This window comes from Streptomyces sp. NPDC005576, assembly GCF_042871745.1.
GTDB lineage: Bacteria > Actinomycetota > Actinomycetes > Streptomycetales > Streptomycetaceae > Streptomyces.
On the sequence record NZ_JBIAJC010000007.1, the window covers coordinates 26,494 to 51,621 of the forward strand.

The following is a 25,128-nucleotide window of genomic DNA, read 5'->3' on the forward strand; positions in this document are numbered from 1 at the left end:
CACCTTTTATCGTATAGATACACCGGGTGAGCCTGGAAGGACTCATGGTGACCGTCCCTCTCAACCAGGAGAACCGCTCATGATCCTTTCCATCTCCGGCGTGGTCCTGCTCGGCATCATCGCCTTCCTGTTCTTCAAGAAGGACGGGATGAAGGCGTCCCACGGCCTGATCTGCGCCCTGTTCGGCTTCTACCTGGCCGGCACCGCCATCGCGCCCAGCATCACGGCGGGCGGGGCGAGCCTCGCCGGTCTGCTGGGCGGGATCAAGTTCTGATCCCTCCGCACCCGAACCCCACACCCCCTCCAGGAGACAGACGTGGCCCGGCGACCACTTCCCCGCATTCTGAGCAGCGGCGGCGCATCGATCACTCGCGGTCGCGAGCTCGCGCGCACGGCCGCCGACAGCGCCACCGACGTCCTCCACCCGCTGATCACGATCACCCGTGGTCTGCGGCTGCTGGCCGTCGCAGGACGGCAGAAATGGGCCGCGACGCCCAAGGACCGGCGCGGCTCCAAGCTGTTCCTCGTCGCGGCCTGCCTGACCGCGGTGGCGCTCGTCCCGCACGGGCCGGTCCTGGCCGTGATCGCGGTGATGGGCGCCGCCGCGTGGAGGGGCCGCGACCGGACCCCGGCGAGGACCGGCCCGGACGAGGCCGGGGAAACCCGGCTGCGCACCCTCTACGAGGCGCTCGTCCCGTACTTCTCCGTCGCGGACGACCCCGCCCCCCTCTTCGCCCACGGCGGCGACTGGGATCAGTCCTTCGACGACTACGCCTTCGACGGCGACGGCCGGCTCGTCCGGCTCCGGGTGACCTACCCGGCCTGGTTCACCGACGGCGAGAGCGAGGCGCGGACCCGGATCGAGCAGGTGGTGCACGCCAAGTCCGGCCGGGGCCGCGAGTACCACTTCGCTTGGGACGAGGAGGCGAACCAGCTCGCCATGACCGTGCTCGCCCCGCTCCCCGCGACGATCGCCGCCCAGCGTTTCGTCACCGCCCCCGGCGAGACCGTCCTCGGCTTCACCGACCCGGGGTCGGTCGGGCGCACCGTACCGGTCCAGGACGGTGACGCGCACCACGACGCCTCCCCCGTAGTCTGGCGGACCGGCCCCCGCTCGTCGGAACCCCATCTGCTCGCCGTCGGGATGCCCGGCAGCGGTACGACCACCCTGCTGCGCTCCGTCGCGCTGCAGGCCCTGCGGGACGGTGACGTGCTGGTGGTCGACGGCGGAGGCAGCGGCGAATACGGCTTCCTGGCCGGGTGCGAGGGCGTCCTCGCCGTCGAGTGCGGGGTCGCGGGCGCGTTGGCGGCGCTCGAATGGGCGGCGCACGAGACGGAGCGGCGACTCCTCGACGCCAACCGCGAACGCCAGGCCGGACGCCCCGTCGCCGAGAGCACCGGGCGCCCGCTCTGGATCCTGCTGGACCGCCCGTCCGTCCTCGGGCACCTGGCAGCGGCGGACGGCCGGCCCGACCCGCAGGATCTCCTCCAGGTTCCGCTCCGGCACGGCCGGGCGGCCGGGGTCACGGTGGTGCTCGCCGAGCAGTTCGACGCCGTGGACGGCCTCTCGGACGCGGTGCTGGCCCACACCAGGGCCCGCGCCGTTCTCGGCGCCGCCTCGCGCGAGCAGGTGGCGGCCGTCCTCGGCGCCGAGCCGCACACCACACCGGTGCCCGGTGTGCCCGCCGGACGCGGGTACGCCCGGCTGGGCGCGGGCGAGGTGCTGCGGCTCCAGGTCCCGGCCACTCCGGACCCGTACGACGAGGCCGCCGGCGAGGCGGACCGCCGGGCCGTGCGCGCCCTGCTCCCGGAACGTACGGCCGGGGAGGCCGTCCCCGAGCCGTTCGAGGCGTCCGGGACGCCCGGGGCGGCTTCGGAGGACGGGGACGCCTCCGCGAAGCGGGACGTGTACCGCGCACCGCAGCCGGCGGTCGCGGAGGGCTGACCGGTACGCGGGGCCCGGCGGGCGGGCCCGGACCGGGGTGCCCGCGCCCGCCCACCAGGCGTTCCCCCGGCGTGCGTCCCGCCCGTCCGGTGCGAGGCCCTCAGGCCACGAAGGTCCTCGGCGCGTCGGCGCCCGCCCCCGCGCCGGCCCGGACCAGGGCCGCCGCCGCGGCCAGCCGCGTCGCCGCCTCGTCCGCCACCGGCCCGCCGACCGTGAACGGCAGCCGGACGTACCCCTCGAACGCCCCGTCCACGCCGAAACGAGGCCCGGAGGGAACTCTGACGCCCACCCGCTCCCCGGCCACCGCCAGGCGCGACCCGGAGAGCCCGCCCGTACGGGCCCAGAGGGTGAGGCCCCCGCGCGGCACCTCGAACTCCCAGTCGGGCAGTTCCCGGCGCACCGCCGCGACCAGGGCGTCACGGTTGCTCCGGGCCTGCTCGCGCCGGAGCGCGACCGCGTCGGCCCAGCCGCCGGTGCGCAGCAGCCAGTTGATCGCGAGCTGCTCCAGCACGGGCGTTCCCATGTCGGCGTAGGCGCGTGCCGAGACAAGACTGCGGATGGTGTCGGGCGCGGCCCGGACCCAGCCGATCCGCATCCCGGCCCAGAACGCCTTGCTGGCCGATCCGACGGTGATCACCGTGCTGCCGGCAGGGTCGAAGGCGCAGACCCGGCGGGGCATCTCCACGTCCTCGTCGAGGGCCAGTTCGTGCATCGTCTCGTCGACGACCAGGACCGTACCGGCCGAGCGTGCCGCCTCCACCAGCCCGCGTCGTTGCTGCTCGTCGGCGAGCGCGCCGGTGGGGTTGTGGAAGTCGGCGACGACGTAGGCGAGCCGGGGGGCGGCATCGCGCAGGACCTGCCGCCAGTGGTTCAGGTCCCAGCCGCCGAGCCCGTCCCGCATGGCTACGGGCACCAGCCTGGCGCCGGTCTCCCGCATCAGCTGGAGGATGTTGGCATAGCTCGGCGACTCGACGGCGATGCGTTCGCCGCGCCCGGCGAAGAGGTGGCAGATGGCGTCGATGGCTCCCATCGCCCCGGTGGTCACCATGATCTGCTCGGGCATGGTGGCGACGCCGTGCTCGGTGTAGCGGTCCGCGATCATCCGGCGCAGGGCGGGCAGGCCGGCCGGATAGTCGCCGTGCGTGTGGGCGTAGGGCGGGAGTTCCTCCAGGGCGCCCTGGACGGCCCGGGTCAGCCAGGGTTCGGGGGCGGGCAGCGAGGCGCAGCCCAGGTCGATCATCGAGCCGAGCGCTTCGGGCGGCAGCGGTTCCAGGCCCCGGGCCGGCAGCGGGTTGCCCGCGGGGACCGCGGTCCAGCTGCCCGCGCCGCGCCGGGACTCCAGGAAACCCTCGGTGCGCAGCGCCTCGTAGGCCGCGGCGACGGTCGTACGGCTGACCGCGAGGGCGAGGGCGAGTTCGCGTTCGGCGGGGAGTCGCGCGGCGACCGGTACCCGGCCTTCGAGCACCAGCAGCCGGACCCCGTCCGCGAGGGCGCGGTAGGCGGGAGGCTTACGGGCGCCGGGGAGCATGGGGCGGGAGAGTGGAGCCTGGAGCTGGCGCGCGAGCTGGGCGGCCCCGACCGTCGAAGTCCACTGAGCCATGAAATCAGTCCACCTTCCTCGGATTGGCCATGGTTGGCAGCCAATCCTCCGCCACAGAGTGGCACGAGCCGGTCCACCACCATCACAGCAGGGGGTACCCCATGTCCGCCACCGTCGTCCCGCACCGCACCCGTCTCGTCCGCCGGCTGGTGCGGTTGTACGCCGGTCTCACGCTGTACGGCATGAGTTCGGCGCTGCTGGTCGTCGCCGGGCTGGGGCTGGAGCCCTGGGGCGTGCTCCATCAGGGGATCTCGAGGCTCACCGGCGTCGCCCTCGGGACCGTGTCCATCGGGGTCGGGGCGCTCGTGCTGCTGCTGTGGATCCCGCTGCGGCAGCGCCCGGGGCTGGGCACCGTCTCCAACGTCCTCGTGGTGGGCCTGGCGATCGACGGCACCCTGGCGCTCGTGCCCCCGGCCCACGGGTGGGCGGCCCGGATCGCGGTGCTCGTTCTGGGGGTCGTCCTGAACGGGGCGGCGACCGGGCTCTACATCACGGCCAGGTTCGGCCCCGGGCCGCGCGACGGTCTGATGACCGGTCTGCACCGGGTGACCGGCCGGTCGGTGCGGCTGGCGCGGACGGTGGTCGAGGTCACGGTCGTGGCGGCCGGGTTCGCGCTGGGCGGCTCGCTCGGGATCGGAACGGTCGTGTACGCGCTGGCCATCGGACCGCTCGCCCAGTTCTTCCTGCGCCTGTTCGACGCCCCCCGGCCGCCGGGAGCGACCGGGGCCGTCGCCGGTCCGTCACCGGAGAGCGCCATACTGCGGCGGTGACCTCAGCACGCCACCCGTACCTGGACCACCCGTCGACGATCCCGTTCGCCCACCGCGGCGGTGCGGCGGGTGGGCTGGAGAACACCGCGGCCGCCTTCCGCCGGGCTGCGGCGGAGGGATACCGCTACTTCGAGACCGATGTGCACACCACGGCGGACGGCCGGCTGGTCGCGTTCCACGACCCGACCCTGGACCGGGCCACGGACGCCGGGGGCCGGATAGCGGACCTGCCGTGGAGCGAGGTCCGGCGTGCCCGGGTGGACGGCCGGGAGCCCCTGCCCCTCTTCGAGGACCTGCTGGCCGAGTTCCCCGAGGCCCGCTGGAACGTCGACGTGAAGGCCGAGTCCTCGTTGGAACCCCTCCTCGCGCTGATCCGCCGGACGGACGCCTGGGACCGGGTGTGCGTCGGCTCGTTCTCGGAGGCCCGGGTGGCCCGCGCGCAGCGGCTCGGCGGCCCCCGGCTCGCCACCTCGTACGGGGTGCGGGGCGTCACGGCCCTGCGGCTGCGCTCGTTCGGGATTCCGGCGCCGCTGCGCCGGGGCGCGGTGTGCGCGCAGGTGCCGGTGAGTCAGAACGGCGTCCGGGTCGTCGACCGTCGCTTCGTCCGTACGGCGCACGCCCTGGGCCTCCAGGTCCATGTCTGGACGATCGACGAGGCTGCGGAGATGACCGCCCTGCTCGACCTCGGCGTGGATGGCATCATGACCGATCACATCGGGACGCTGCGTACGGTGCTGAGCGAGCGCGGGACCTGGTCCTGACGCCCCTCCGGCGCCAGGACCGGGTGTGAACGGGACGGACCGAGCAGGGGGCAGGGGTTTGAGTACCGGAACCACAGGAACGGCGACACCGGAACGCCCGGCGGACGCGGCGGGGGCCGCCGCGGCGCGCAAGCGGGAACAACGGGGCTGGTACTTCTACGACTTCGCCTGCTCGGTCTACTCCACCAGTGTGCTCACCGTCTTCCTCGGGCCCTATCTGACCTCGGTGGCGAAGGCGGCCTCCGACTCCGAGGGGTACGTGCACCCCCTCGGCATACCCGTGCGGGCCGGGTCGCTCTTCGCGTACGCGGTCTCCGCGTCGGTGGTCCTCGCGGTCGTGCTCATGCCGCTCGTGGGCGCGGCGGCGGACCGTTCCGGCCGCAAGAAACCGCTGCTCGCGGCAGCCGCCTACACGGGCGCCGCGGCCACCACCGGGATGTTCTTCCTGGACGGCCACCGCTATCTGCTCGGGGCCTTCCTGCTGATCGTGGCCAACGCGGCGATCTCGGTGTCGATGGTGCTGTACAACTCCTATCTGCCGCAGATCGCGGAACCGGACGAGCGGGACGCGGTCTCCTCACGGGGCTGGGCGTTCGGCTACACCTCGGGCGCGCTCGTCCTCGTCCTCGACCTCATCCTCTACACCGGTCACGACTCCTTCGGTCTGACCGAGTCGGATGCGGTACGCATCTGTCTGGCCTCCGCCGGGCTGTGGTGGGGCGCCTTCACCGTGGTGCCGCTGCGCCGGCTGCGCGACCGCCGGGTGGCGCGGGACGGCGAGGGCGCCGTCGGCTCGGGCTGGCGGCAGCTGATCGCCACCCTGCGCGACATGCGGCGCCATCCGCTGACGCTGTCGTTCCTGCTGGCGTACCTCATCTACAACGACGGGGTGCAGACCGTCATCTCCCAGGCCTCCCTGTACGGCTCCGAGGAACTCGGTCTCGACCAGACGACGCTGATCACCGCGGTCCTGCTGGTGCAGATCCTGGCGGTGGCCGGGGCGCTCGGGATGGGGCGACTCGCCCGGGTGTACGGCGCGCAGCGCACGATCCTGGCGTCGCTGGTGGTCTGGACGCTGATCCTGGCGGCCGCCTACCTCCTGCCGGCCGACGCGCCCGTCTTCTTCTACGTCCTGGCGGCGGCGATCGGTCTCGTCCTCGGAGGCAGTCAGGCGCTCTCCCGCTCCCTTTTCTCGCATCTGGTCCCGCGCGGCAAGGAAGCGGAGTATTTTTCCGCGTACGAGATGAGCGACCGCGGACTCAGCTGGCTGGGGCCCCTGGTCTTCGGCCTGGCGTACCAGCTGACCGGCAGTTATCGGCAGGCGATCGTCTCCTTGGTGGTGTTCTTCGTCATCGGTTCCGTGCTGCTCGCGAGGGTGCCCGTGCGGGCCGCGGTGGCCGCCGCGGGCAATCCCGTACCGCAGCGGATTTAGACGTTGAAGTAAAAGGCCGGTAGTGTACGTCTTTGGCCTGCCCGGAAAGACCGTTACTGCGAGTGGACGACGTCAAACTGATGGGTGACAGATCCATTCAAAGGTGACAAACCGGGTGGCGATGGGGAATCACCCCCGATACAGCAGCGACACGACAGGCGGCGCGTGGCCGGCAACGGGAATCTTTACCGCCGAGCGGACGTTGACCGGATGACGACGACAGCGACACCTGTCCTGTGGGCGACAAGCCCGGGAGGCACGATTCATGAGTGAGCGAGCTCTCCGCGGCACGCGACTCGTGGTTACCAGCTACGAGACGGACCGCGGCATCGATCTGGCCCCGCGCCAGGCGGTGGAGTACGCATGCCAGAACGGGCATCGATTTGAGATGCCCTTCTCGGTAGAGGCGGAAATTCCGCCGGAGTGGGAGTGCAAGGCGTGCGGCGCCATGGCACTCCTGGTGGACGGGGATGGCCCCGAGGAGAAGAAGGGCAAGCCTGCGCGTACGCACTGGGACATGCTCATGGAGCGGCGCACCCGCGAGGAGCTGGAGGAAGTGCTGGCCGAGAGGCTGGCGGTCCTTCGCTCCGGAGCCATGAACATTGCCGTGCACCCGCGGGACAGCAGGAAGTCCGCCTGATCCGCGCAAGCACCGAACGGACGGCCGCACCGCATGCGGCCATGAGAGCCGCGGGCCGTGACACAGATTCTGTGTCACGGCCCGCGGCTTTGTGCGGGGGCCGGGCTTCCGGTGCCATACACCGGCCCTGCCACGCACCGGCCCCTGTCAGGGGGTCAGCGGCGGCCGGGGGCCTTGCGGTCCCCCGTCGCCGCGCGGGGGCGGGGGAGTGCCGTCCTCGCGGATGACCTCACCCTGGACGACCTTCCCGTCCGGGTGGTGCATGCGCGCCTGCTGGAAGGTGCCCGCGAGGCTCCCCGGTGAGACCGCGCTCATCCTCCGCTCCAGCGCCCGCTCGGTGAGTCCGCTGAGCGCCGCGCGGACGGGCGGCACCAGGAGCAGGAGGCCGGCCATGTCGGAGAGCATGCCGGGAATCATGAGCAGGATCCCGCCGAGCATCAGGAAGCCGTTGCCAGGGGCCGCAGGCTGCGGCTCCGGCCGCTCCCCCGCCGCACCGGGCTGCCCCGGCGCCTGCCGGAGGGTCTCGGTGAGGTTGGCGAAGGCGCGGCGCCCGGCCTTCTTCACCACCGCCCCACCGAAGACGACGCCCGCCACCAGAAGCAGCAGAACGGTGAATCCGCCGGCCGCGTCGGCCACCAGGATCAGCAGCCAGATCTCCAGCGCCAGCCAGGCGACGAGGCCGAGCGGCAGGAATCTGCGGACGCGCGAGCGCCGGGGACGGTTCGGAGGTGGTGTGCCGGTCGTCATGCCCCCAGTGTGCCTGTACGGCGGTACGAACGGCACGGGTGGGGTGCCCCGCCCCCGGAGCCTTCCGGGGCGGACGCGTCAGGACGGGTCGGCGTGCGGCGGGGTGTCGGCGGAGGGGACGGGCGCCTGGTCGGTCCCGGCGTCCGGGATGGCGTCCGCCGGGGCGTCCGAAGCGTCCGGGGTGCCGACCGGCGGGCCATCCGGGGCGTCGTCCACCGGGGCGTCCGGGGTGGCGTCCGCCGTGAGGTGGCCCGGGGCGTCCGGAGCGGTGCGGTCGGCCGGGCGGGCGGGCTTGCGGCCCAGCACCTTGTCGGTGACCTTGTTCGTCCGGGCGGTGATGCCCCATCCGGTGACCCGGAAGAGCGCCTCGACGAGGATGTCGCGGCTCATCTTGGAGTCGCCGACCTCCCGGTCCACGAAGGTGATCGGCACCTCCACCACGTGGAATCCGGCCTCCACCGCGCGGCGGGCCAGATCGACCTGGAAGCAGTACCCCTGCGAGGCGACCTCCTCCAGACCGAGCCCCTGGAGGGTGTCGGTACGGAACGCCCGGTAGCCGCCGGTCACATCGCGGACGTCCAGGCCGAGCGCGAGCCGCGAGTAGAGGCTGCCGCCCCGGGAGATCACCTCCCGGCTCTTGGGCCAGTTCACCACCCGGCCGCCCGGTACCCAGCGGGAGCCGAGGACGAGATCGGCGCCCTTCAGGGCGGTGAGCAGGCGGGGCAGCTCCTCGGGCTGGTGCGAGCCGTCCGCGTCCATCTCGACGAGAACGCCGTAGCCGTGTTCCGCGCCCCAGCCGAAACCGGCCAGATAGGCGGCGCCCAGCCCTTCCTTGCCCTTGCGGTGCAGCACGTGCACCTGGGCGTCCTCGGCCGCGATCTCATCGACGATCTTGCCGGTTCCGTCGGGGCTGTTGTCGTCGGCGACCAGGATGTCGGCCTCCGGGACGGCAGAACGCACCCGGTCGACGATCGGCTTGATGTTCTCGGCCTCGTTGTAGGTCGGGATGATCACCAGGACTCTGCCGAGCGGGTCGTACCGCCGCTGACCGCCGTCGTTCACTAACTGCCCCTTAAAGATCCGTGCGCAGGTGCACACCATATCGACCGCGCGGCGCCCTCCGAGCGCCCCGGGCGCACGGAGCGGGACGGTCGGCCGGACAGAACCATGGAAGTGCGGACAGATCGTCGTCGGACGGGCGGCGGTTCGCCGGCGCATGGTCCGAGGATGCGTCCGGCGGGGTCCCCGACCACACCCCGCAGGTCTGCGGATCGGGGCCCGGCGCCCTTCGGGCCGACCTGGCGCCCGCTGGCTGCGGGTCGACCGAAAGCCGTTGTCTACTGAACGTCCGGGCCCCACCCGGTCGCACCCGCCGACCGGTGAAACCTTCCCTCGCCCCCGAGGCGCGGGCGCTGAACCTGGCTGTCAGTGGCGGTGGGCCGTACGGCTCACCACCCCGTGACCCAGCGGCGTTCGACGACTGCATGGAGGTTCGACCGGTGGACGTCCTGTGGTGGACCCGGCCGAACCTACCGGCCGGTGACCGCTTTCTGTCAACAACGGCCCGACCTGCGGAGTTGTCCCAAACTGCCTGGTCAGCGCCGAGGATCCGCAGGTCGCGTGCGACCACTCCCCCCATCGATCGGCGGTACGGAAAACCGCCTCGTCACTCGTTCGGGCGTACGTAGACAGTCTGTCCGCCCACGACGGTGCTCAGGCAGACCGGGAGATCGGCACCCGGAGAGAGATCGGGCAGGCCAGGGGTGCCGGAGCGGGGGTCGGTCGACCAGCGGGCGACCCGGTCGTCGGGCGCCTGGACGACCAGTCCGGAGGTACGCCAGATCGCGTAGTCGGCCGGCGCTCCCGGTACCAGGATTCCGGCGTCGTCGCGGCCCGCGGCGCGCCACCCGCCCCGGGTGTGGGCGGTGAACCCGGCGCGTACGGAGATCCGGTGCTCCGGGTTGCGGTGGAAGGCGGCGGCTCGCACGGTGCCCCACGGGTCGAGCGGGGTGACCGGGCTGTCGGAGCCGAAGGCGAGCGGCACGCCGGCGCGCAGCAGTGCCGCGTACGGGTTGAGCGTCGCGGCGCGCCCGGCACCCAGGCGCCGGGCGTACATGCCGTCGTCGCCGCCCCAGGCCGCGTCGAACGCGGGCTGGACGGAGGCGGTCAGGCCGAGTTCCGCGAAGGCGGCGATCGTCTCGGGGGTGAGCATCTCGGCGTGTTCGACGCGGTGGCGCGCGGCGCGGACGCGGGCCAGGCCGACCCGTTCGGCGGCGGCGCGGATGCCGTCCACGACGGAGGTGAGCGCCGCGTCGCCGATGGCGTGGAAACCGGCCTGCAGGCCCGCTTCGGTGCAGGCCGCGACGTGGGTGGCGATCCGCGCGGCGTCCAGGTGGGCGGAGCCGGTGTGCGGGGCGTCGGCGTAGGGCTCGTGCAGGCAGGCGGTGTGCGAGCCCAGCGAGCCGTCCGCGAAGAGGTCCCCGGCGGCACCGAGCGCGCCGAGTTCACGGATGCGCGCCGCGCCCTTCTCGTCTTCGACGTGCTCGGCCCAGAGGCCGATGACCCGGGGGCCGCGCTCCGCGCCGGCCAGGGCCAGCAGTGAGGTGAAGTCGTCCTCGTCGGAGATCTCGGGGCCGCCGCACTCGTGGACCGTACCGATGCCGAGCGAGGCGGCGTGGCGCAGGGCGGCGCGCTGGGCGTCCGCGCGCTGCCGCACGGTGACGGTGGCGTGCGCGGCGGCGCGTACCGCGTGGTGGGCGTCGCCGGTCAGCGGGGCGTCGGGGCGGTACCCGGCCATCGCCGTGACCCCCGGGACGCGGTCCAGGAGGGCCGTGGTGACGACCGCGGAGTGCACGTCGACGCGGGTCAGGTAGAGGGCCCTGCCGCCCGCCGCCTCGTCCAGCTCGCGGCGCGACGGGGGCTGCTGTCCGGGCCAGCGCGCGGCGTCCCAGCCGTGGCCGAGCAGGACAGCGTCGGCGGGCTTGCCGTCGGCGAAGGCGCGGACGAGGTCCAGTGCCCCGGCCAGGCTGCGGGCGCCCGAGAGGTCGAGTCCGGTGAGGGCGAGGCCGGTGGAGGTGGTGTGCACGTGGGCGTCGGTGAAGGCGGGGGTGACCAGGGCGCCTTCCAGGTCGACGATCTCGTCGGCCCCTCCCGCGAACGCGTCGGCGGCGCCTTCGGAGCCCACCCAGGCGACGTGTCCGCGTTCGACGACCATCGCGGTGGCGAAGGGGTCGGCGGGGGTGTGGACGTCTCCACCGCGCAGCAGCACGGTGCGGTGTTCGGGGGCGTTGTGGGGGGCGGTGCTCTGGCTCATGGGACCAGTCTCCCGCGTGCCCCGGCGACGCTGGCCCGCGCCCCTCCCGGAAGCGCGCGGCGGACCGGGCGCCCTGCACCCCCGGGCCACGTCGTCAGATGCGCGGGGGCCGCGCCTCGTACGGGGTGGAGAGGACCACGGTGGTGCGGGTGGAGACTCCGGCCAGCGACCGGATGCGGGTGAGCAGGTGCTCCAGCTCCAGCGGCGTGGCCACCCGCACCTTGAGGATGTAGTTCTCGTCGCCGGCGACGCTGTGGCATGCCTCCAGCTCGGGCACGCCGGCGAGCCGCTCGGCGATGTCGTCGGGCGCGCTGGGGTCGAACGGTTTCACCGAGATGAACGCGGTGAGGGGCAGGCCGACGGCCTCGGGGTCGACGACCGCGGCGTAGCCCCGGATCACCCCGCGCTGCTCCAGCCTGCGGACACGCTGATGAACTGCCGATGTGGACAGGCCCGTGGCCTTGCCCAGGTCGGTGTAGCTCATCCGCCCGTCCTTGACGAGCAACTCCACGATCTGACGGTCCAGCTCCTCCATGCGGTCAACCTATTGCCCCAGGTCCGGTCCGCAAAGTCCCGCGGCGTGCCCGGCGACCGTCGCACGCGTCACCCGGATCGGGGGACGGCGAGACGGACAAGCCGGTCCCGCACCGGACGGACCAGGACGATTGCGGTGAAGTGGCGCGCGTGGGTGGCGGGTTTCGCGGGCCGGGGACGGTTTCGCGGGTCCCGTCCGGAGCCCTCGGGGAGCGGCGCGGGAAGGCCGGAAAGGGCATGCTCGGGCCCCATGTGACCAAGGCCACATGTTTACCGCCTGTTGTCGGCGCGGGTGGCGGTTACAGCGGAGTCACTGCGGGAAGTGCTTGGTGTGGTCGGGGCCATCGCGCCTCACCGGCCCACTGAGGGGGGACTTCCCATGCAGAGCCTGAAGCTCACCGGTCACAGCGAACCGGAGCCCGTCGATACGGACGAGGACAGCCTGTCCGACGCGTACGACACCTTTGAGATGTACCGGGTTTTCTGCCCGGACTGCGAGCAGCCGATCGCTCTCCTGGCCGACGAGAACGTGTTCCCGGAGCACGCGCTCTGCCCCACCCCCTGGAACCCGTTCGTGCTCACCGTCTGCGCCGGCACCGGTCGTAACGCCGCCGAGGCCGAGCCCGCCGACGAGACGCTGGAGGTGCAGGAGCAGGAGACCGCGCTGCTGCTGACGCTCCCCCAGGGGCTCGACTGGCGGATGCAGCCGTTCTCGCACGCCGGAGGTCCCGGCTCGCGCCCGATGCGTGTGCCGCAGATGCGCCGCGCCGCCTGAGTCCACAGGGCCCGTACCCCGCGCACCGCGACGGCGTCGCCGACGTGGTGCGGGTACCGGCGAGCAGCCTCTCTCGAACACCCGCCCGCATCGCTCGTACGGTGACCCGGTGGCGCCCCGGGCGTTGGTCCGGTATGACCATCCCGGACACTGCGGCGGGCTCCGGTCGTCGCCGTCTCGTCGCCCCGCCCTCCGAAGAATCGGTTCCCCTGCCCACGGCAGAGCTCCGTCCAGAACCGGAACCCCGGGTGGCCGTCGTCGGCCCCGGTGCGGTTACTCCGACGGTGCGCACGGAGCGCGGGACGGAGAGCAGGGTCTTACCGCCCGCCGTTCTGCTCCCGCCCGCGACACCGCCTTCCGACTCCCCCATCTACGTCGCGCTGCTCCGCGACTGGGAGGGGTCCGGGCGCACCCTGCCGGGCCGTCACGACCAGGAGTGGACCCGGATCGTGACGGCGCCGGTGTGGTCGCTGCTGCCGCAGCGGATCAGTGCGATTCGGGGCCGGCGAGGTGGCGGGCGATGACCATCCGCTGGATCTGGTTGGTGCCCTCCACGATCTGGAGCACCTTGGCCTCCCGCATCAGGCGTTCGACCGGGAAGTCCTGGGTGTAGCCGTACCCGCCCAGCACCTGCACGGCGTCGGTGGTGACGCGCATGGCAGCGTCCGTGCAGAAGAGCTTCGCCATGGCGGCCTGGCGGGAGAAGGGCCGCCCGGCGTCGCGGAGCCGGGCCGCCTCCAGGTACAGCGCCCGGCCCGCCTCGATCTGGGTGGCCATGTCCGCGAGCAGGAAGCGCAGCCCCTGGAAGTCCGCGATCGGGCGCCCGAACTGCCGCCGGTCCGTGGCGTATCCGACGGCTTCGTCCAGGGCGGCCTGGGCGACGCCGATGGCGCAGGCCGCGATGCCCAGGCGGCCGGAGTCGAGAGCGGAGAGCGCGATGGCGAAGCCCTGCCCCTCCTCGCCGATCCGGCGGCTGTCCCCGACCCGTACACCGTCGAAGTTGAGCTGAGCGGTGGGCGATCCCTTCATGCCCATCTTCCGCTCGGGGGCCGCCGCGTTCAGCCCTTCGGCGTCGCCGGGGACCAGGAAGGCGGTGATGCCCCGGGGGCCATCGGCACCGGTACGGGCCAGCACGGTGCAGAAGTCGGCGATGCCGCCGTGGGTGATCCACGCCTTGGTGCCGGTGAGGACCCATTCGTCGCCGTCGCGTACCGCCCTGGTGTGCAGTGAGGCCGCGTCGGAGCCGGACGCGGGCTCGGAGAGGCAGTAGGCGCCCAGGAGGCCGCCGGAGAGCATCGTGGGCAGATGCGCCTTCTTCTGCTCCTCGGTGCCGAAGCCGGCGAGCGCGTGACAGGCGAGGGAGTGCACGCTGACACCCAGTCCCACGGTCAGCCGGGCGGCAGCCAGCTCTTCCAGGACCTGGAGGTAGACCTCGTACGGCTGGTCCCCGCCGCCGAAGCCGGAGTCGTACGCCAGGCCCAGCAGGCCCGATGCGGAGAGGAGGGTGAAGAGTTCGCGCGGGAAGTGGCCCGCCTCCTCCTCCTCGGCTGCCCGGGGCGCGATCTCGTTCGCGACGATGTCGCGGACCAGCGTGAGCAGTTGCCGGGATTCCTCGGTGGGCAGACGACGTTCCACCGGTTGCGGGGCTCGGTCGGGCATGACGGCGCTCTCCTCCCTGTCGGGCGTGACGGCGGACGGGCCCGGGGTGGGGAGCCGCGTCGCCGAGTGGTCCGGGCTGAGCCCGGCACAGGTGGTACGTGCCCAACCGATCCTGCCCTTCCGGATCGCGGAAGGCGCCGGTCAGCGGCTGTGGCGCGTCGAGTATGCCTGATCGGGGCGCCCCCGTCACCGGGTACGCGGGGGTGATCGTCCGCCGGGGCGGCCGCCGGAGCGCGCCGCCGTGCGGGTCACATGAGTCCGGCCCGGGTGACGAAGAGGGCGAGCACGACGACGAGGGTCCAGCCGAGGACGTGTTCGAGGATCTTCGGTCCCCTCTCCTCCGGGCCGCCGGTGCGGGCGCGGGGTGCGCGACGGGAGTGGTGGAGGCGTTCGGCTGCTGCGGTGGTCGCGGTCATGGCATCTCGCTCGGTCGTACGGCAGTGGAGGTCCCCCGGCCACACCACAGTGCCCGAGAGACGGTGCCCGGCGGAGGAGATCCTCGTCACGGGATCGGCCTCGCCCCGAATCGCTCGGGCTCGCGGCCGGTGGCCGGACCAGTGGGCGCAACGGACGGGGCGCGGAGCGACGGCCGGCGCGGGGCGGGCACTGTGCCCGACGCCACACGCGCCGGGAGAGGCCCGCGTCAGCCGGTGGGGGGAGCGCCGCCGGTGATGGAAGCACCGCCGGCGCCGGGGGGCGCGAGTGCGGCGGTCCCCCGGCTCAGCAGGGCGAAGGCGTGGTTCGCGTCCGCGACGGCTTCGGGACGGACGTCCTCGGCCGATCCGCCGTCCACGATGCGCTGCCAGTTCGTCGAGGCGAGGATGCGCTGGGTGGCGACCAGTTGACCTGCCAGCAGCCGGGACGTGACCTCCCGGGACTCCTCGCCGAGGGTGTCGGCGAGGGCGCGGGCCAGCTCTTCCTCGGCGCGGGCGAGGTACTGGGCGGAACGGGCCACCAGGCCGGGGGTGGAGTAGACCAGGCGGTGGAAGGCGAGGACTCCCTCGTGGTCGCTGAGCCCCGTGATGGGGTCGCCCGCTTCCAGCCCGTCCAGGAAATGCCGGTGAAGGGCGTCGAGCGGGCTCACCCCGGCCGGACGGTTGCGCACCACCTCGGCGCTCTCGTCCTGGTGGTCGGCGAAGCGCTGGACGACCAGGTCCTCCTTGGTGGGGAAGTACCGGAAGAGCGTCGGTTTGGAGACCTCGGCGGCGGCGGCGACGTCGGCGACGGAGACCTGGTCGAATCCGTGCTCCAGGAAGAGCGCGATCGCGGCCTCGGAAATGGTCTCCCGCGTCCGCTGTTTCTTGCGCTCTCGCAACCCCATCGACCGGTCCACCCGTCAAGTCTAGTGCCGCGACCGGCAGCGTCCGCCCCATGAGCAGCGGTGGTCGGCGCGTGCGGTCGCAAGGCGGCCCGCGGTCCTTGTAACGGAGCCACCAGGGCTTTCGGCCAACGCGGCGAGCGGGCGTGCCGACCACGGCGACGGGGCGGAGCTTGCGGGGACGCACTGCTCAAGGGCGCCCCTCACCGAGTGGACCGGTCGGCCCGGCCGCCGGACCGGCCCGGTACGCGTCCCTGCGCGGAGGCGCGCACGCGGCGGTGACGTCGCCCGCGGGCGTTCCCACCACGACCACCTGGTCCCCGGCGCTCCACACCCGTCGCTCGCCCTTGGGCGGGTTGAGCCGGACGCCGTGGTCCGTACCGGGGGCCGAACGGTCGTGGCAGCGGTAGCCGATCGCGCAGTCGCCCCGGTCGCGGGCGGCTGCGACGACGGTGGCGAAGGTGGCCTCGCCGCCCGGGCGGACGTACGTACCGGCGGGGCGCAGGAGGACGTTCGCGCCGTCGCCGGAGAACAACTCGTCGAAGACCGGGGCCAGGTGGCGGTTCTGCGTGATCTGGGCCATCAGCAGTCCGGTCAGCTTTCCGCTCACGATGACGTCGGAGCCGTGGTTGACGGGTGCCAGCGGCCGGTTGCGGTCGTCGACGAGTTCGGTGACGACGCGCAGTTCGCGTCCGGCGCGCTCCTCCAGCAGCCGCAGCGCCAGCAGGGTGACCAGCGTCCAGTCGTCGGGGCGGTCCGGGCCCTCACCCGGATCGGGTCCGAGGACGACCACCCCGTCGTACGGGGTGAGGTCGAGTCCGAGCAGGGCTTCGGGCCGCGACAGCGCGGCCGACCGGAACCGTACGGACGCGGCGGCGGGTGCCCCGTTCGTGGAACCGCGCGGTGGCGGCGTCCCGTCCTCCGGTTCCCTCGGCCCGGGGACGGTGCCGTCGGTGATCACGTCGAGGACCGAGCCCGGGCGGGCGGTGTCCCGCAACTGGCCGACGACGAGCGGGGCGCGGCGGTTCCAACCGAGCACCAGCAGGTGCGTCGGGTCGTCGGGCGGCGGGCCGTCCGGGGCGATCGCGGAGGGGTCGACCAGATCCCGGCAGTCCTCCACCCGGGTGCTCCCGTCGTCCAGGGCGAGCACGATCAGCCGGCCGCCCGGCTCGACCGGCGTGTCGGCGGGCGGGTTGAGCAGCGTACGGCCCTCGGGCGTGAGCAGGCCGACCACACAGGAGTTCGGGTGGCCCAGCAGGGCCGTACCGAAGGTGTCCCCGTGGAAGGCGGTGGCGTCGGCGAGGTGGAACTCGTCGCCCGCGAAGTCGAGGAGGTCCCGGAGAACCAGCGAGAGTCCCGGACGGCCGACGCACTGGGCGATCAGCCGGGCGGTGACGGTGTCGGTCTCCAGCACCGTGCCCCGCGGCCCCGCGGCGAGGCGCGCGGGGGCGCGGTACCGGTCGTCCCGCACCGCGGCGAGCACCGGCGGCCCGTCCGTGCCCTCGCCGAGCACCGCGCGCAGCGACAGTAGGGTCCGCAGCACCTCCGCATCCGCCGACGGCTCCCCCGAGGGCAGCACCAGGACGGTGCCGGCGGTGCGCGGGCTGACGAGGGCGAGCACCTCGGGGTCGCTCGCGGGGCCGCTGCGGCAGATGATCCGTGCGCGGGCGGCCGGCGGGAGGTGGGCGGAGAGCGCCCGTTCCATCTCCGCCTTGTCCCGGTCGGCGAGCAGGACGACGGCCCGCGGCCGGTGCGGTGCCTGGGCCGCCACCAGCTCGCTCACCACGGTGGTCGCCTGGTCCGACCAGCCGAGCACGACGACGTGACCGTGTTCCAGGACCCTGGACCGCCCCCGGCTCAGCTCCGTCATGCGGTCGGCGAGGCCGGTGGTGACCACCCCGACCAGGGTCGACACGCCGAGCAGGGCGACCAGCCCGAGCAGGGCCGACAGGGCCAGCCGGAGCGGGGCACCCGTGGCGGAGCCCAGCCGGAGCGTCTCCGCGCTGGTCCGCCACACCACGGTCAGCCGCTCCGACAGCGACCGGGGCGCACCGGGGTCGGTCCACACCAGTACCGCGCTCACCGGGACCACGACGGCCAGGCAGGTGATGACCAGCCAGCCCATCAGGGTGCCGGTCGAACGTGCCAGCGTGCGGTCGAACCGGTAGCGCGCCCGGTCCCGAAGCGGTGCCGGCGGCCTCCCCTTGACTGGTTCCACGGTCACTCCCCTCACGCCCGCTCCACCGCTTCCCGCGCCCCGCGCGGTGGACGGCACCACCCGCCCCACCCGCACCGTGGTGCCTGAAGGAGCGGGACACGCCGTATTCGGGGCCCGGTTCATCCTTTCGGGCGGGGCGGGGCGGGGCGGGCGGCGGACGGACGGAGGGGCGGTGGGGCCGCGGGCGGACCGAAGGCCGGGACGGGGGTCGGCTCCGGACGCCGTGCCGTGGAGCGGTCCGATGCACCCCGTGGGAGCACGAGCGGGCGCTTGCCTCGTGGGGTGCGGTCCACCCGCGCCGTGTGGAGCCGGGGACGGTGGCCGAGCTCGTCACCGGGGGGGCTGCGGCACCGATGCCATGTCATCCACGAGATGGCATCGATGACATAGGTGCCCATGTCATCGACTACGGCCGCGTCCCGACCAGCCAAGAGCCCTGGCCGCGCCATCGAGGCGGTGGCCGGCCTGTGCCACACGGCGAGCGGGCGCCGACTGGTGTCAGAGGTGACGTTCGGCGAACCGCGCAGCCGGCGCGCACCGTCTGCGCCGACGTGCCGGCGTTCCGGGCCACGTCAGCCGGGCTCGGTGGTCTGCACGTCGCCATGTCCTCGTTCGCGACGCTCCATCTCCGGGACCGGCTGCCGGCCTCGACCTGCCTTGTGATGCATGTCATCGATAACATACGCTCGCGCCGTGATCGAGCCGCCCACCGCACACCTCCCCCCGGCACGCCCCCTCGAAGCCGCGATGGCGGCCCCCGCCGCCGCGGCACTGTCCTGGCGCGAGGGCCGCATGTACCGCGACGGCGTTCCGCACCGCGTTCTCTCGGGAGCGCTGCACTACTTCCGGGTCCATCCCGATCTCTGGCGGGACCGCGTCCGCCGGATCGCCGACCTCGGGCTCAACACCGTCGACACCTACGTGGCGTGGAATTTCCACCAGCCCCGTGAGGGCCGGGCGCCGGACTTCGACGGCTGGCGGGACCTCGAACGGTTCATTCGTACAGTGCAGGAGGAAGGCCTCGACGTCATTGTCAGGCCCGGCCCCTACATCTGCGCGGAGTGGTCCAACGGCGGTCTGCCGGGCTGGATCACGGGGCGCGATCTCGCCCCGCGCAGCTCGGACCCGGCCTTCACCTCCGCCCTCGGCACGTGGTTCGACGAGCTGATCCCCCGTATCGCGGCGCTCCAGGCGTCCCGGGGCGGCCCGGTCGTCGCGGTGCAGGTGGAGAACGAGTTCGGCAGCTACGGCGACGACCACGCATACATGCGCTGGAGCCGCGACGCACTGACCGGGCGGGGCATCGACGAGCTGCTGTTCACGGCGGACGGCCCCACCGCACTCATGCTGGACGGCGGCTCCCTGCCGGGCACCCTGATGGCGGCCACCCTGGGCTCCAAGCCCGCCGCCGCCCGTCGGCTCCTCGCGAGCAGGCGCCCCGAAGAGCCCTTCCTGGTCGCCGAGTTCTGGAGCGGTTGGTTCGACCACTGGGGCAAGCGACACCACGTACGCGGAGCGGAGAGTGCGGTGAACACCCTGCGCTCCATCCTCGCGGAGGGTGGCAGCGTGAGCATCTACATGGCGCACGGCGGCACCAATTTCGGTCTCTGGGCCGGTGCCAACGAGACGGACGGCCGGCTGGAGCCCGTGGTGACCAGCTACGACTCCGACGCGCCGATCGCCGAGGACGGCACGCTCACGCCCAAGTTCTTCGCGATGCGCGAGGTACTCGGCGCCGAGGGCCCCCTCCGCTCGCCGGAGCGGATGCCGACGCTCCCGCCCGCCCGCGTCCCACTCACGCGCAGCGCCGGCCTTCTCCCCGGGCTGCGCGCCGTGCCGTCCACGCACACCGGCACCGCCCCACGCCCCGCCACCTTCGAGCAACTCGGCCTCGACGCGGGCATGGTCCTGTACACCGCACACCCGCGCATTCCGGCGGGCACGCACCGGTTGGCCCTCAGCGACGTACGCGACCGGGCCCTGGTCTTCGTCGACGGCGCCTTCCTCGGTATCGCCGACGCCGGGTCCCGGGAACTCGCGGTGGAGGGGAAGGGCGAGGTCGTGGCGGTGGAGGTACTGGTCGAGAACCTCGGCCGGATCAACTACGGACCGGCCCTCGGCGGGCACAAGGGCCTGCTCGGTCCGGTCCTGGTCGACCGCCGCACGGTACAGGGCTGGGAGAGTGCGCCGCTCGCGCTCCAGGAGTGGTCCGACGTGGAACTGTCCGAGGCGCTCGCCGCGGGCCCCGCGCCCGGCCCCGGCACACCGTCCGCCGGGTTCGCCGTCGCCCAGCTCCAGGTCGAGACCCCGGCGGACACCTTCCTCGCGCTGCCGGGTTCGCGCCGCGGCTTCGTCTGGGTCAACGGGTTCCTGCTCGGCCGCTACCGGGAGATCGGGCCCCAGGTCACCCTGTACTGCCCGGCACCGCTGCTGAGGTCCGGCGACAACACCATCACCGTCCTCGAACTGGAACACCTCGGCGGGGAGGTCGAGTTGCGGGACCGTGCCGAGCTCGGCCCGCCGGAGGAGTACGTCGAGGAGTTCGACTGAGCGGCCCCACGGCTGCGGTGGGGTGTCCGGCGGATCGTCGCCCGGACACCCCACCGGGGACACCTTTACCGGGGACGACGGACCGGCCGACGTGAGCGGGAACCGGCGCGGGCGGGGCCGAGTCCGCTCACGCCGGCGCCCCGGACCGGCCCCTGCCCCGCCCACCCCGTACGGATCTACCCTCGCGCCTGGATCAGCGCGTGCGTACCGCTCGTACGCCAAGCCGCCCCGGACCGTTCGAGGTTCTCCAGCACCCCTTGCTCCAGGCCCACGACGACATCGGACTTCAGCGTCCGGAGCGCCGCGACGGGCCCCGGGAAGTGCGCGGTGAGCCGGGCGAACGGCTCGGTCGCGTCCCACCGCCGGTCGCCCACGAGGCGGCGGTAGTTGAGGTCGCCCTTCAGGATGGTGAGCGCGGCGCCCGCGAACTCCTCCCGCAGGTCGTCGGGCATCTGCTCGTACGGGAACGGGGCGCAGAAGAACGGATGGGTGCGGATCTCGGCCGTTCCCGCCGCCATGGCCGTCCAGAGCCGGCTCCCGCTCCGGCCGGCTTCGCCGGGTGCCTCGGCGAGGCGGCGGAGGCAGTCGACCACGTCGGCGGTCATCGCGTCGGAGACGAAGTACGGGGAGGGCTTGACGTACAGCACGACCCGCTCGGCGTGTCCGTGCGCGAGGAGGTGATCGATGAGGACGAGGTCGGGAATCAGCTCACGTCCTGCGTTGTCGGCGACCACCGCCACGGTGGCCGTGGTTCCGGCGGGCAGGAGCCGCCACAGCGTGGCGCTGTCGTCGGCGACCAGCGCCGGGGCAACGGCGCCACTCTCCGCCGGTTCGCCCGCCGTCACCCGGAAGCCGAGGTCCGCGCGGTTGCCCCAGAGCGAGGCGTGCAGGAGCGCCGCGCCCCGCCGGCCGGCCGGTACGCCGGTGAGCGCGTCCAGGGCCCGCAGCTCCTCCTCGACCGCGTTGCCCCGCAGTTCGGCCCGCTTGAACGGCGCGAAAGGATCGACTCCGGACCACGGCCCCGTACCGAAGTACCCGACGGCGCCGAGGAGCCGCCGGTAGAAGTAGTTCTCCGCCCACAGGAACGGGGCGCCGTACCAGGAGCCCCCGAAGTGCTCCCGCCCCCAGACCGCCCACAGCTCGTGGTCGTGGTCCGCGTCGGGGAGCGGCCGGACGACGTCCTCGGCAATCTCGTCCAGCAGCGCGTCGAGCGCCTCGTGCTGCCTGCGGCCGTACGGGAAGGCGTCCCGTACCTGCCGGACGAGGGCGGGGTGGCGCTCGGCCAGTACGCCCCGGGCGAACGAGCCGGGTTCGTCGCTCCGGACGACCGGAGCACGGAGTGGGCCGGAGCCGCGAGCCGCCTGTTCACCCGTCGCGCGGTGGATCTTCTCTGTCATGGTGCCCCAACCCTTCGCGTGTCGCTCACGTGACCATGATCCCCAACGGGACATGCGCGGTCGGTCCAGCCCGCCGGTGACTGCGGGCGTCCGCCGCGGCGCGGGGCCGGAACCGGAGCCCGACGACCGACGAGTGGAACGCCTCCCCGCCTGCCGGGGCGGGGGGAACCGAAGGGCGGAGCGGCCCGTCCGGGCCATGGGCGCCGGCCTTCACGGGCGGGCCGATCGCTCCCGGATACCGCTCGAAGCGGAATGTTCCCTGAGCTCATTGAGTTCGGGCCCGTCACCCCCACATTTACGGAAAACGCCCCGCATCTGCCTAGACATCCGCAGTCACTGGCACCTGTCCTACAATTCGCGGACGCCGAAAATAGCCATGCATTCCCCCCTGCCGTCTCACCTGATGCACACGGGGTGGCCCAGCCGGAGTGGAGCGTGCTACGTTTTTTGGACCAGACCAATTAGCTTTCTCTACGCGGGAGTTCGGCGTGCTACCAGCGTCTTCGCTCCTGTGGATCTTTCGTTGCTATCAATTTTCTCGATCACTGAAAAACATGGGTGATTCTTTGCATTGTATTTCCTGTCGCCCCGCTGTTCATTGAACTGTGACGGATGTAGGAGCACGATTTGATGCACAAGCAGAAGGCTCTGGACCGCCCCGTAATTGGGCATTCTGGGCGGGAGAGCCTTTGGGGCAGAATGGCGTTGGTGTCGCCCGAAACCCGGCTCGACAACCGTGTGACGACATCGGCGGGGCTGGCGGCCGCACTGCAGGCCGTCGAAGCCTCGGCGGGAGTCGTCAGCGGGGGCGAGCGGGCCGTGCCCTCGGCCGGAGCGATCTACCCGTACGAGTTCTACGTCGTCCTCGCGGGCCACGGCACGGAGACGGGCCAGGTGCTGGGCGTCGATCCGGTACGCAGACGGTGCCGGCACGCCGGGGGCGGGGAGGCATCGGTGCGGGACCAGTGCCGGCGGGCCGGCATCGACCCGCCGGGACCCGGGGGCGCCCTTCTGGTCCTGGTGACCCGGCCCTGGCTGTCCATGCGCAAGTACGCGGACCGCGGCTACCTCTATACCCAGCTGGATGCCGCCCACATGGCGGTGAACGCGCTCGGGACGAGCCAGGGGCGCGGCACCGAACTCCTGCTGCGCTTCGACCGCCGCCCACTGGAAGCGCTCCTGGGGCTGGTGGACCGTTGCCGCGAGATCCACTCCGTGCTGCGTCTTGACGGCACCGGCGACGTGGCGCTCCCGGTCGGCTGGAGTGTCCACGCGGAGGGCCGCGTGACCGAGGACCCCTCCTGGATGGAACAGGTCTGCTGGGATTCGCTGCTGCCCGTGCTCTCGGGCGACGAGGCCCCTGCGCCCGTCCCGGGCTCGCGGCCTCTCACACACCCCGGCCCCTCGGCCAGGGAGCTTCCCGACCTGTCCGCTCCACGGTGGAGCGCGCTCTCCGGGCGACGCAGATCGAGCAAACGGTACGTGGCGTCCGCCGTCCCCGCCGACGTGCTGGAACGAACGCTGGCGGCTGCGGCGACGGCACTGCGCACAGATCTCCCCGCGAGCGGTGAGCTCGGTGTGACCGTGCTGGCCCGTTCGGTCGAGGGGGCGCCCTCCCGGGTGTTCCGGCTGTCGGGCGAGCCGGCGCCCCCGGTGGCGAAAGCCCCGGACGGAGACCTCGTCGTCCGGGCGTGCATGCAGCAGGAACACCTACGGCACGCGGCGGCATTCGTGCTGTTCCACGCGCCGCGGGCGGACCTGGTGACCAACCGGTCCACGTACATGCGGGAGTTACTGTTCCGGGCGGGGGGCACGGCCCACCTCCTCTACCTCGGCGCCACCGCCGCCGGGCTGGGCGTCACCGCGGTCGGCGGGTTCGACGCCGCACTGTGGCGCACCGCTTCCGGGCTGCCCGAGGACCACGACCCCGTCTACCTCCTCTCCCTGGGCGCCACGGGTCCTGGCGGAGTCAAGTGGGACCGCCTGCCCGTCGCCTACGCGCAGAGCGAGGGGTGAGACGATGCTGAGCGATCTCTTCGCCGAGGCGGCCCGGGACCATGCTTCCCGGCTCGCCGTCACCGATCCGGGCGTCCGACTCACCTACGGCGAGGTGCTCTCCCGGGCCACCGGGACCGCCGAGGCGTTCCGTCGCCTCCGGCGCGGAGGCGAACCGTCCCGGATCGGACTGGCCGCCTCCAACTCGGTGGAATACGTCGTGTGTTACATCGCGGTGTTGCTCGCCGGGGACGTCCCCTTCCTCATCGACTCCAGTTTCGGCCCCCGCGAACTCTCCCTGATCACCGACGAGTGCGGGCTCGACCTGCTGGTACGCGACGCACCGACGGACGGAGAATCACACTCCACAGGCGGCGGGTTGCTCACCCCCGGGACCGGTACGCTCCACGTCGGCCGACTGGTCGCGCCGCAGCTGCGTCCGAAGCTGTTGGACGACACGGAGGTGTGCCGGTTCACCTCCGGCACGACCGGCAAGCCGAACTGCATCGAGTTCTCCGGCAGCGCCGTCGCGGCCGCGGCGGCGAACTGGGCGGAGGGCACCGGCCTCGGCGCGGACGACCGGGTGGCGTGCTTCGCGGGGCTCTCGAACGGGCTCGCGTTCAATACCTCGTTGCTGTCGGTGTTCCTCACGGGTTCCTCGCTGCACCTCAGCCGGGGACTGCCCACCGGCGGCCGTACGGCCCGGCTGATCGGATCCGTCGGTGCGACCCGGCTGGTCGGCTTCCCTGCCCTGTACGAGTCGGTGCTGCGCCGCGGCCTGGCGGAGGACGTGGCCCGGCGGATCGAGGTGGCCATCTCCTCGGGCGCACCTCTGCGCCCGGAGACGAAGGAAGCCTTCGCGTCGCGTACCGGGGTCGTCATCCGCAACTACTACGGTGTGGCCGAGGCGGGGCCACTGACCTTCGCTCAGGACGGGCAGGACCTCGACGGGCTCGGCGCCGCGCTGCCTGGTGTCGAGCTGTGGGCCGGAACCTCCACGAGCCCGGGGCCGATCCACGTCGTCAGCCAGTCCATGGGCTCGCGCTACCTCAACGCTCCGGGGGTCTTCGAGTCCAGGCTGGACGCCCGGGGCCGCTACCGGACGGGCGACGAGGGCTTTCTCGACCGAGGTGTCCTGCACATCACCGGCCGCACCGGCCGGGCGATCAACGTCGGGGGCCGCAAGGTCGACCCGGTCGAAGTGGCCGAGGTGCTGCGCGGCGCCGTCGGCGTCCACGACGTCGTGGTGTTCGAGGACGTTGATCAGCACGGTGACGCACTCGTGGCCGCCGCGGTGACCGGAGAGGCATCGCTGGACGGCGCCGCCGTGCGGGCCCACTGCATGGAGCGACTGGCCGCCTTCAAGGTGCCGACACGCCTCCTGGTGCTCGACCGGCTTCCGGTCAACTCCATCGGCAAACCCTCCCGTGCGGCACTCCGCGAGCTCACCGCCCACCACCACCGGTGAACCCCT

The 25,128-nt window shown here is 72.8% G+C and carries 19 protein-coding genes and 1 pseudogene; 10 read left to right on the forward strand and 10 right to left on the reverse strand.

Features of this window, described 5'->3' with window-relative positions; all coding sequences use genetic code 11:
* Positions 1–79: 79 nt before the first annotated feature.
* Positions 80–274 carry a hypothetical protein gene (locus ACFYPN_RS13720; RefSeq protein ID WP_275495276.1) on the forward strand — a complete coding sequence of 65 codons (195 nt, stop codon included), beginning with the start codon at positions 80–82 and terminating at the stop codon, positions 272–274.
* A gap of 42 nt (positions 275–316) precedes the next feature.
* Entirely contained in the window at positions 317–1,945 is a 1,629-nt protein-coding gene (locus ACFYPN_RS13725) for a hypothetical protein (protein ID WP_358760896.1), read from the forward strand.
* A gap of 100 nt (positions 1,946–2,045) precedes the next feature.
* Here the strand turns inward: ACFYPN_RS13725 and ACFYPN_RS13730 are convergent, their stop codons facing one another.
* Positions 2,046–3,545 (reverse strand): PLP-dependent aminotransferase family protein, encoded by a 1,500-nt coding sequence (locus ACFYPN_RS13730; RefSeq protein ID WP_358760897.1) that lies wholly within the window; start codon positions 3,543–3,545, stop codon positions 2,046–2,048.
* Between the two features lie 101 nt (positions 3,546–3,646).
* On the opposite strand from ACFYPN_RS13730, the gene ACFYPN_RS13735 reads away from it, so the two are divergent.
* The 4 genes from ACFYPN_RS13735 to ACFYPN_RS13750 all read left to right on the forward strand — a co-directional run bounded on the left by ACFYPN_RS13735 (position 3,647) and on the right by ACFYPN_RS13750 (position 7,148).
* Positions 3,647–4,315, forward strand: a complete 669-nt coding sequence (locus ACFYPN_RS13735; RefSeq protein WP_358760898.1) for a hypothetical protein — start codon at positions 3,647–3,649, stop codon at positions 4,313–4,315.
* Entirely contained in the window at positions 4,312–5,076 is a 765-nt protein-coding gene (locus ACFYPN_RS13740) for a glycerophosphodiester phosphodiesterase family protein (protein WP_358760899.1), read from the forward strand. Before ACFYPN_RS13735 ends, ACFYPN_RS13740 begins: the two co-directional genes overlap by 4 nt.
* Positions 5,077–5,134: 58 nt before the next feature.
* Positions 5,135–6,508, forward strand: a complete 1,374-nt coding sequence (locus ACFYPN_RS13745; RefSeq protein ID WP_358760900.1) for an MFS transporter — start codon at positions 5,135–5,137, stop codon at positions 6,506–6,508.
* Positions 6,509–6,773: 265 nt separating this feature from the next.
* Entirely contained in the window at positions 6,774–7,148 is a 375-nt protein-coding gene (locus ACFYPN_RS13750) for an RNA polymerase-binding protein RbpA (protein ID WP_007262928.1), read from the forward strand.
* Between the two features lie 147 nt (positions 7,149–7,295).
* On the opposite strand, the gene fxsA is transcribed toward ACFYPN_RS13750, so the two are convergent.
* The 4 genes and pseudogenes from fxsA to ACFYPN_RS13770 form a co-directional block, all read right to left on the reverse strand.
* A complete protein-coding gene (gene fxsA / locus ACFYPN_RS13755) occupies positions 7,296–7,895 on the reverse strand; it encodes an FxsA family membrane protein (protein WP_358760901.1) in 600 nt (199 codons plus the stop codon).
* A gap of 291 nt (positions 7,896–8,186) precedes the next feature.
* Positions 8,187–8,957, reverse strand: a pseudogene (locus tag ACFYPN_RS13760) (polyprenol monophosphomannose synthase); the annotation flags it as partial.
* 604 nt (positions 8,958–9,561) lie between these two features.
* Positions 9,562–11,208: an amidohydrolase gene (locus tag ACFYPN_RS13765; RefSeq protein ID WP_358760902.1), complete on the reverse strand. Its 1,647-nt coding sequence runs from the start codon at positions 11,206–11,208 to the stop codon at positions 9,562–9,564.
* Between the two features lie 94 nt (positions 11,209–11,302).
* Complete coding sequence (locus ACFYPN_RS13770) at positions 11,303–11,743, reverse strand: Lrp/AsnC family transcriptional regulator (protein ID WP_014044761.1); 441 nt, start codon at positions 11,741–11,743, stop codon at positions 11,303–11,305.
* Between the two features lie 378 nt (positions 11,744–12,121).
* Here ACFYPN_RS13770 and ACFYPN_RS13775 point away from each other — a divergent pair, with 378 nt between their 5' ends.
* On the forward strand, positions 12,122–12,517 hold the full coding sequence (locus ACFYPN_RS13775; protein WP_358760903.1) for a hypothetical protein: 396 nt from the start codon (positions 12,122–12,124) through the stop codon (positions 12,515–12,517).
* 486 nt (positions 12,518–13,003) lie between these two features.
* On the opposite strand, the gene ACFYPN_RS13780 is transcribed toward ACFYPN_RS13775, so the two are convergent.
* From ACFYPN_RS13780 to ACFYPN_RS13795, 4 genes are all read right to left on the reverse strand, one after another.
* Positions 13,004–14,176 (reverse strand): acyl-CoA dehydrogenase family protein, encoded by a 1,173-nt coding sequence (locus tag ACFYPN_RS13780; protein WP_389298250.1) that lies wholly within the window; start codon positions 14,174–14,176, stop codon positions 13,004–13,006.
* Between the two features lie 248 nt (positions 14,177–14,424).
* On the reverse strand, positions 14,425–14,592 hold the full coding sequence (locus tag ACFYPN_RS13785) for an SCO1431 family membrane protein (protein WP_358760905.1): 168 nt from the start codon (positions 14,590–14,592) through the stop codon (positions 14,425–14,427).
* Between the two features lie 227 nt (positions 14,593–14,819).
* Positions 14,820–15,497, reverse strand: a complete 678-nt coding sequence (locus tag ACFYPN_RS13790) for a TetR/AcrR family transcriptional regulator (RefSeq protein ID WP_389298502.1) — start codon at positions 15,495–15,497, stop codon at positions 14,820–14,822.
* A gap of 187 nt (positions 15,498–15,684) precedes the next feature.
* Positions 15,685–17,712, reverse strand: coding sequence for an NAD-binding lipoprotein (locus ACFYPN_RS13795; RefSeq protein ID WP_389298252.1), 2,028 nt, complete (start codon positions 17,710–17,712; stop codon positions 15,685–15,687).
* Between the two features lie 747 nt (positions 17,713–18,459).
* Here ACFYPN_RS13795 and ACFYPN_RS13800 point away from each other — a divergent pair.
* Complete coding sequence (locus tag ACFYPN_RS13800) at positions 18,460–20,262, forward strand: glycoside hydrolase family 35 protein (RefSeq protein WP_389298504.1); 1,803 nt, start codon at positions 18,460–18,462, stop codon at positions 20,260–20,262.
* Positions 20,263–20,438: 176 nt separating this feature from the next.
* Here the strand turns inward: ACFYPN_RS13800 and ACFYPN_RS13805 are convergent, their stop codons facing one another.
* Positions 20,439–21,659 carry a damage-control phosphatase ARMT1 family protein gene (locus tag ACFYPN_RS13805; RefSeq protein WP_389298253.1) on the reverse strand — a complete coding sequence of 407 codons (1,221 nt, stop codon included), beginning with the start codon at positions 21,657–21,659 and terminating at the stop codon, positions 20,439–20,441.
* Positions 21,660–22,367: 708 nt separating this feature from the next.
* Here ACFYPN_RS13805 and ACFYPN_RS13810 point away from each other — a divergent pair.
* Positions 22,368–23,675, forward strand: a complete 1,308-nt coding sequence (locus ACFYPN_RS13810) for a nitroreductase family protein (protein ID WP_358760908.1) — start codon at positions 22,368–22,370, stop codon at positions 23,673–23,675.
* A gap of 4 nt (positions 23,676–23,679) precedes the next feature.
* Positions 23,680–25,122 (forward strand): class I adenylate-forming enzyme family protein, encoded by a 1,443-nt coding sequence (locus ACFYPN_RS13815; protein ID WP_358760909.1) that lies wholly within the window; start codon positions 23,680–23,682, stop codon positions 25,120–25,122.
* The last annotated feature ends 6 nt before the right edge of the window (positions 25,123–25,128 follow it).

Coding starts and splice junctions, on each gene's coding strand:
- ACFYPN_RS13720 (WP_275495276.1), top strand. CDS start 80: ATGATCCTTTCCATCTCCGGCGTGGTCCTGCTCGGCATCATCGCCTTC.
- ACFYPN_RS13730 (WP_358760897.1), bottom strand. CDS start 3,545: ATGGCTCAGTGGACTTCGACGGTCGGGGCCGCCCAGCTCGCGCGCCAG.
- ACFYPN_RS13735 (WP_358760898.1), top strand. CDS start 3,647: ATGTCCGCCACCGTCGTCCCGCACCGCACCCGTCTCGTCCGCCGGCTG.
- ACFYPN_RS13750 (WP_007262928.1), top strand. CDS start 6,774: ATGAGTGAGCGAGCTCTCCGCGGCACGCGACTCGTGGTTACCAGCTAC.
- fxsA (WP_358760901.1), bottom strand. CDS start 7,895: ATGACGACCGGCACACCACCTCCGAACCGTCCCCGGCGCTCGCGCGTC.
- ACFYPN_RS13765 (WP_358760902.1), bottom strand. CDS start 11,208: ATGAGCCAGAGCACCGCCCCCCACAACGCCCCCGAACACCGCACCGTG.
- ACFYPN_RS13770 (WP_014044761.1), bottom strand. CDS start 11,743: ATGGAGGAGCTGGACCGTCAGATCGTGGAGTTGCTCGTCAAGGACGGG.
- ACFYPN_RS13775 (WP_358760903.1), top strand. CDS start 12,122: ATGCAGAGCCTGAAGCTCACCGGTCACAGCGAACCGGAGCCCGTCGAT.
- ACFYPN_RS13780 (WP_389298250.1), bottom strand. CDS start 14,176: ATGCCCGACCGAGCCCCGCAACCGGTGGAACGTCGTCTGCCCACCGAG.
- ACFYPN_RS13785 (WP_358760905.1), bottom strand. CDS start 14,592: ATGACCGCGACCACCGCAGCAGCCGAACGCCTCCACCACTCCCGTCGC.
- ACFYPN_RS13790 (WP_389298502.1), bottom strand. CDS start 15,497: ATGGGGTTGCGAGAGCGCAAGAAACAGCGGACGCGGGAGACCATTTCC.
- ACFYPN_RS13800 (WP_389298504.1), top strand. CDS start 18,460: ATGGCGGCCCCCGCCGCCGCGGCACTGTCCTGGCGCGAGGGCCGCATG.
- ACFYPN_RS13805 (WP_389298253.1), bottom strand. CDS start 21,659: ATGACAGAGAAGATCCACCGCGCGACGGGTGAACAGGCGGCTCGCGGC.
- ACFYPN_RS13815 (WP_358760909.1), top strand. CDS start 23,680: ATGCTGAGCGATCTCTTCGCCGAGGCGGCCCGGGACCATGCTTCCCGG.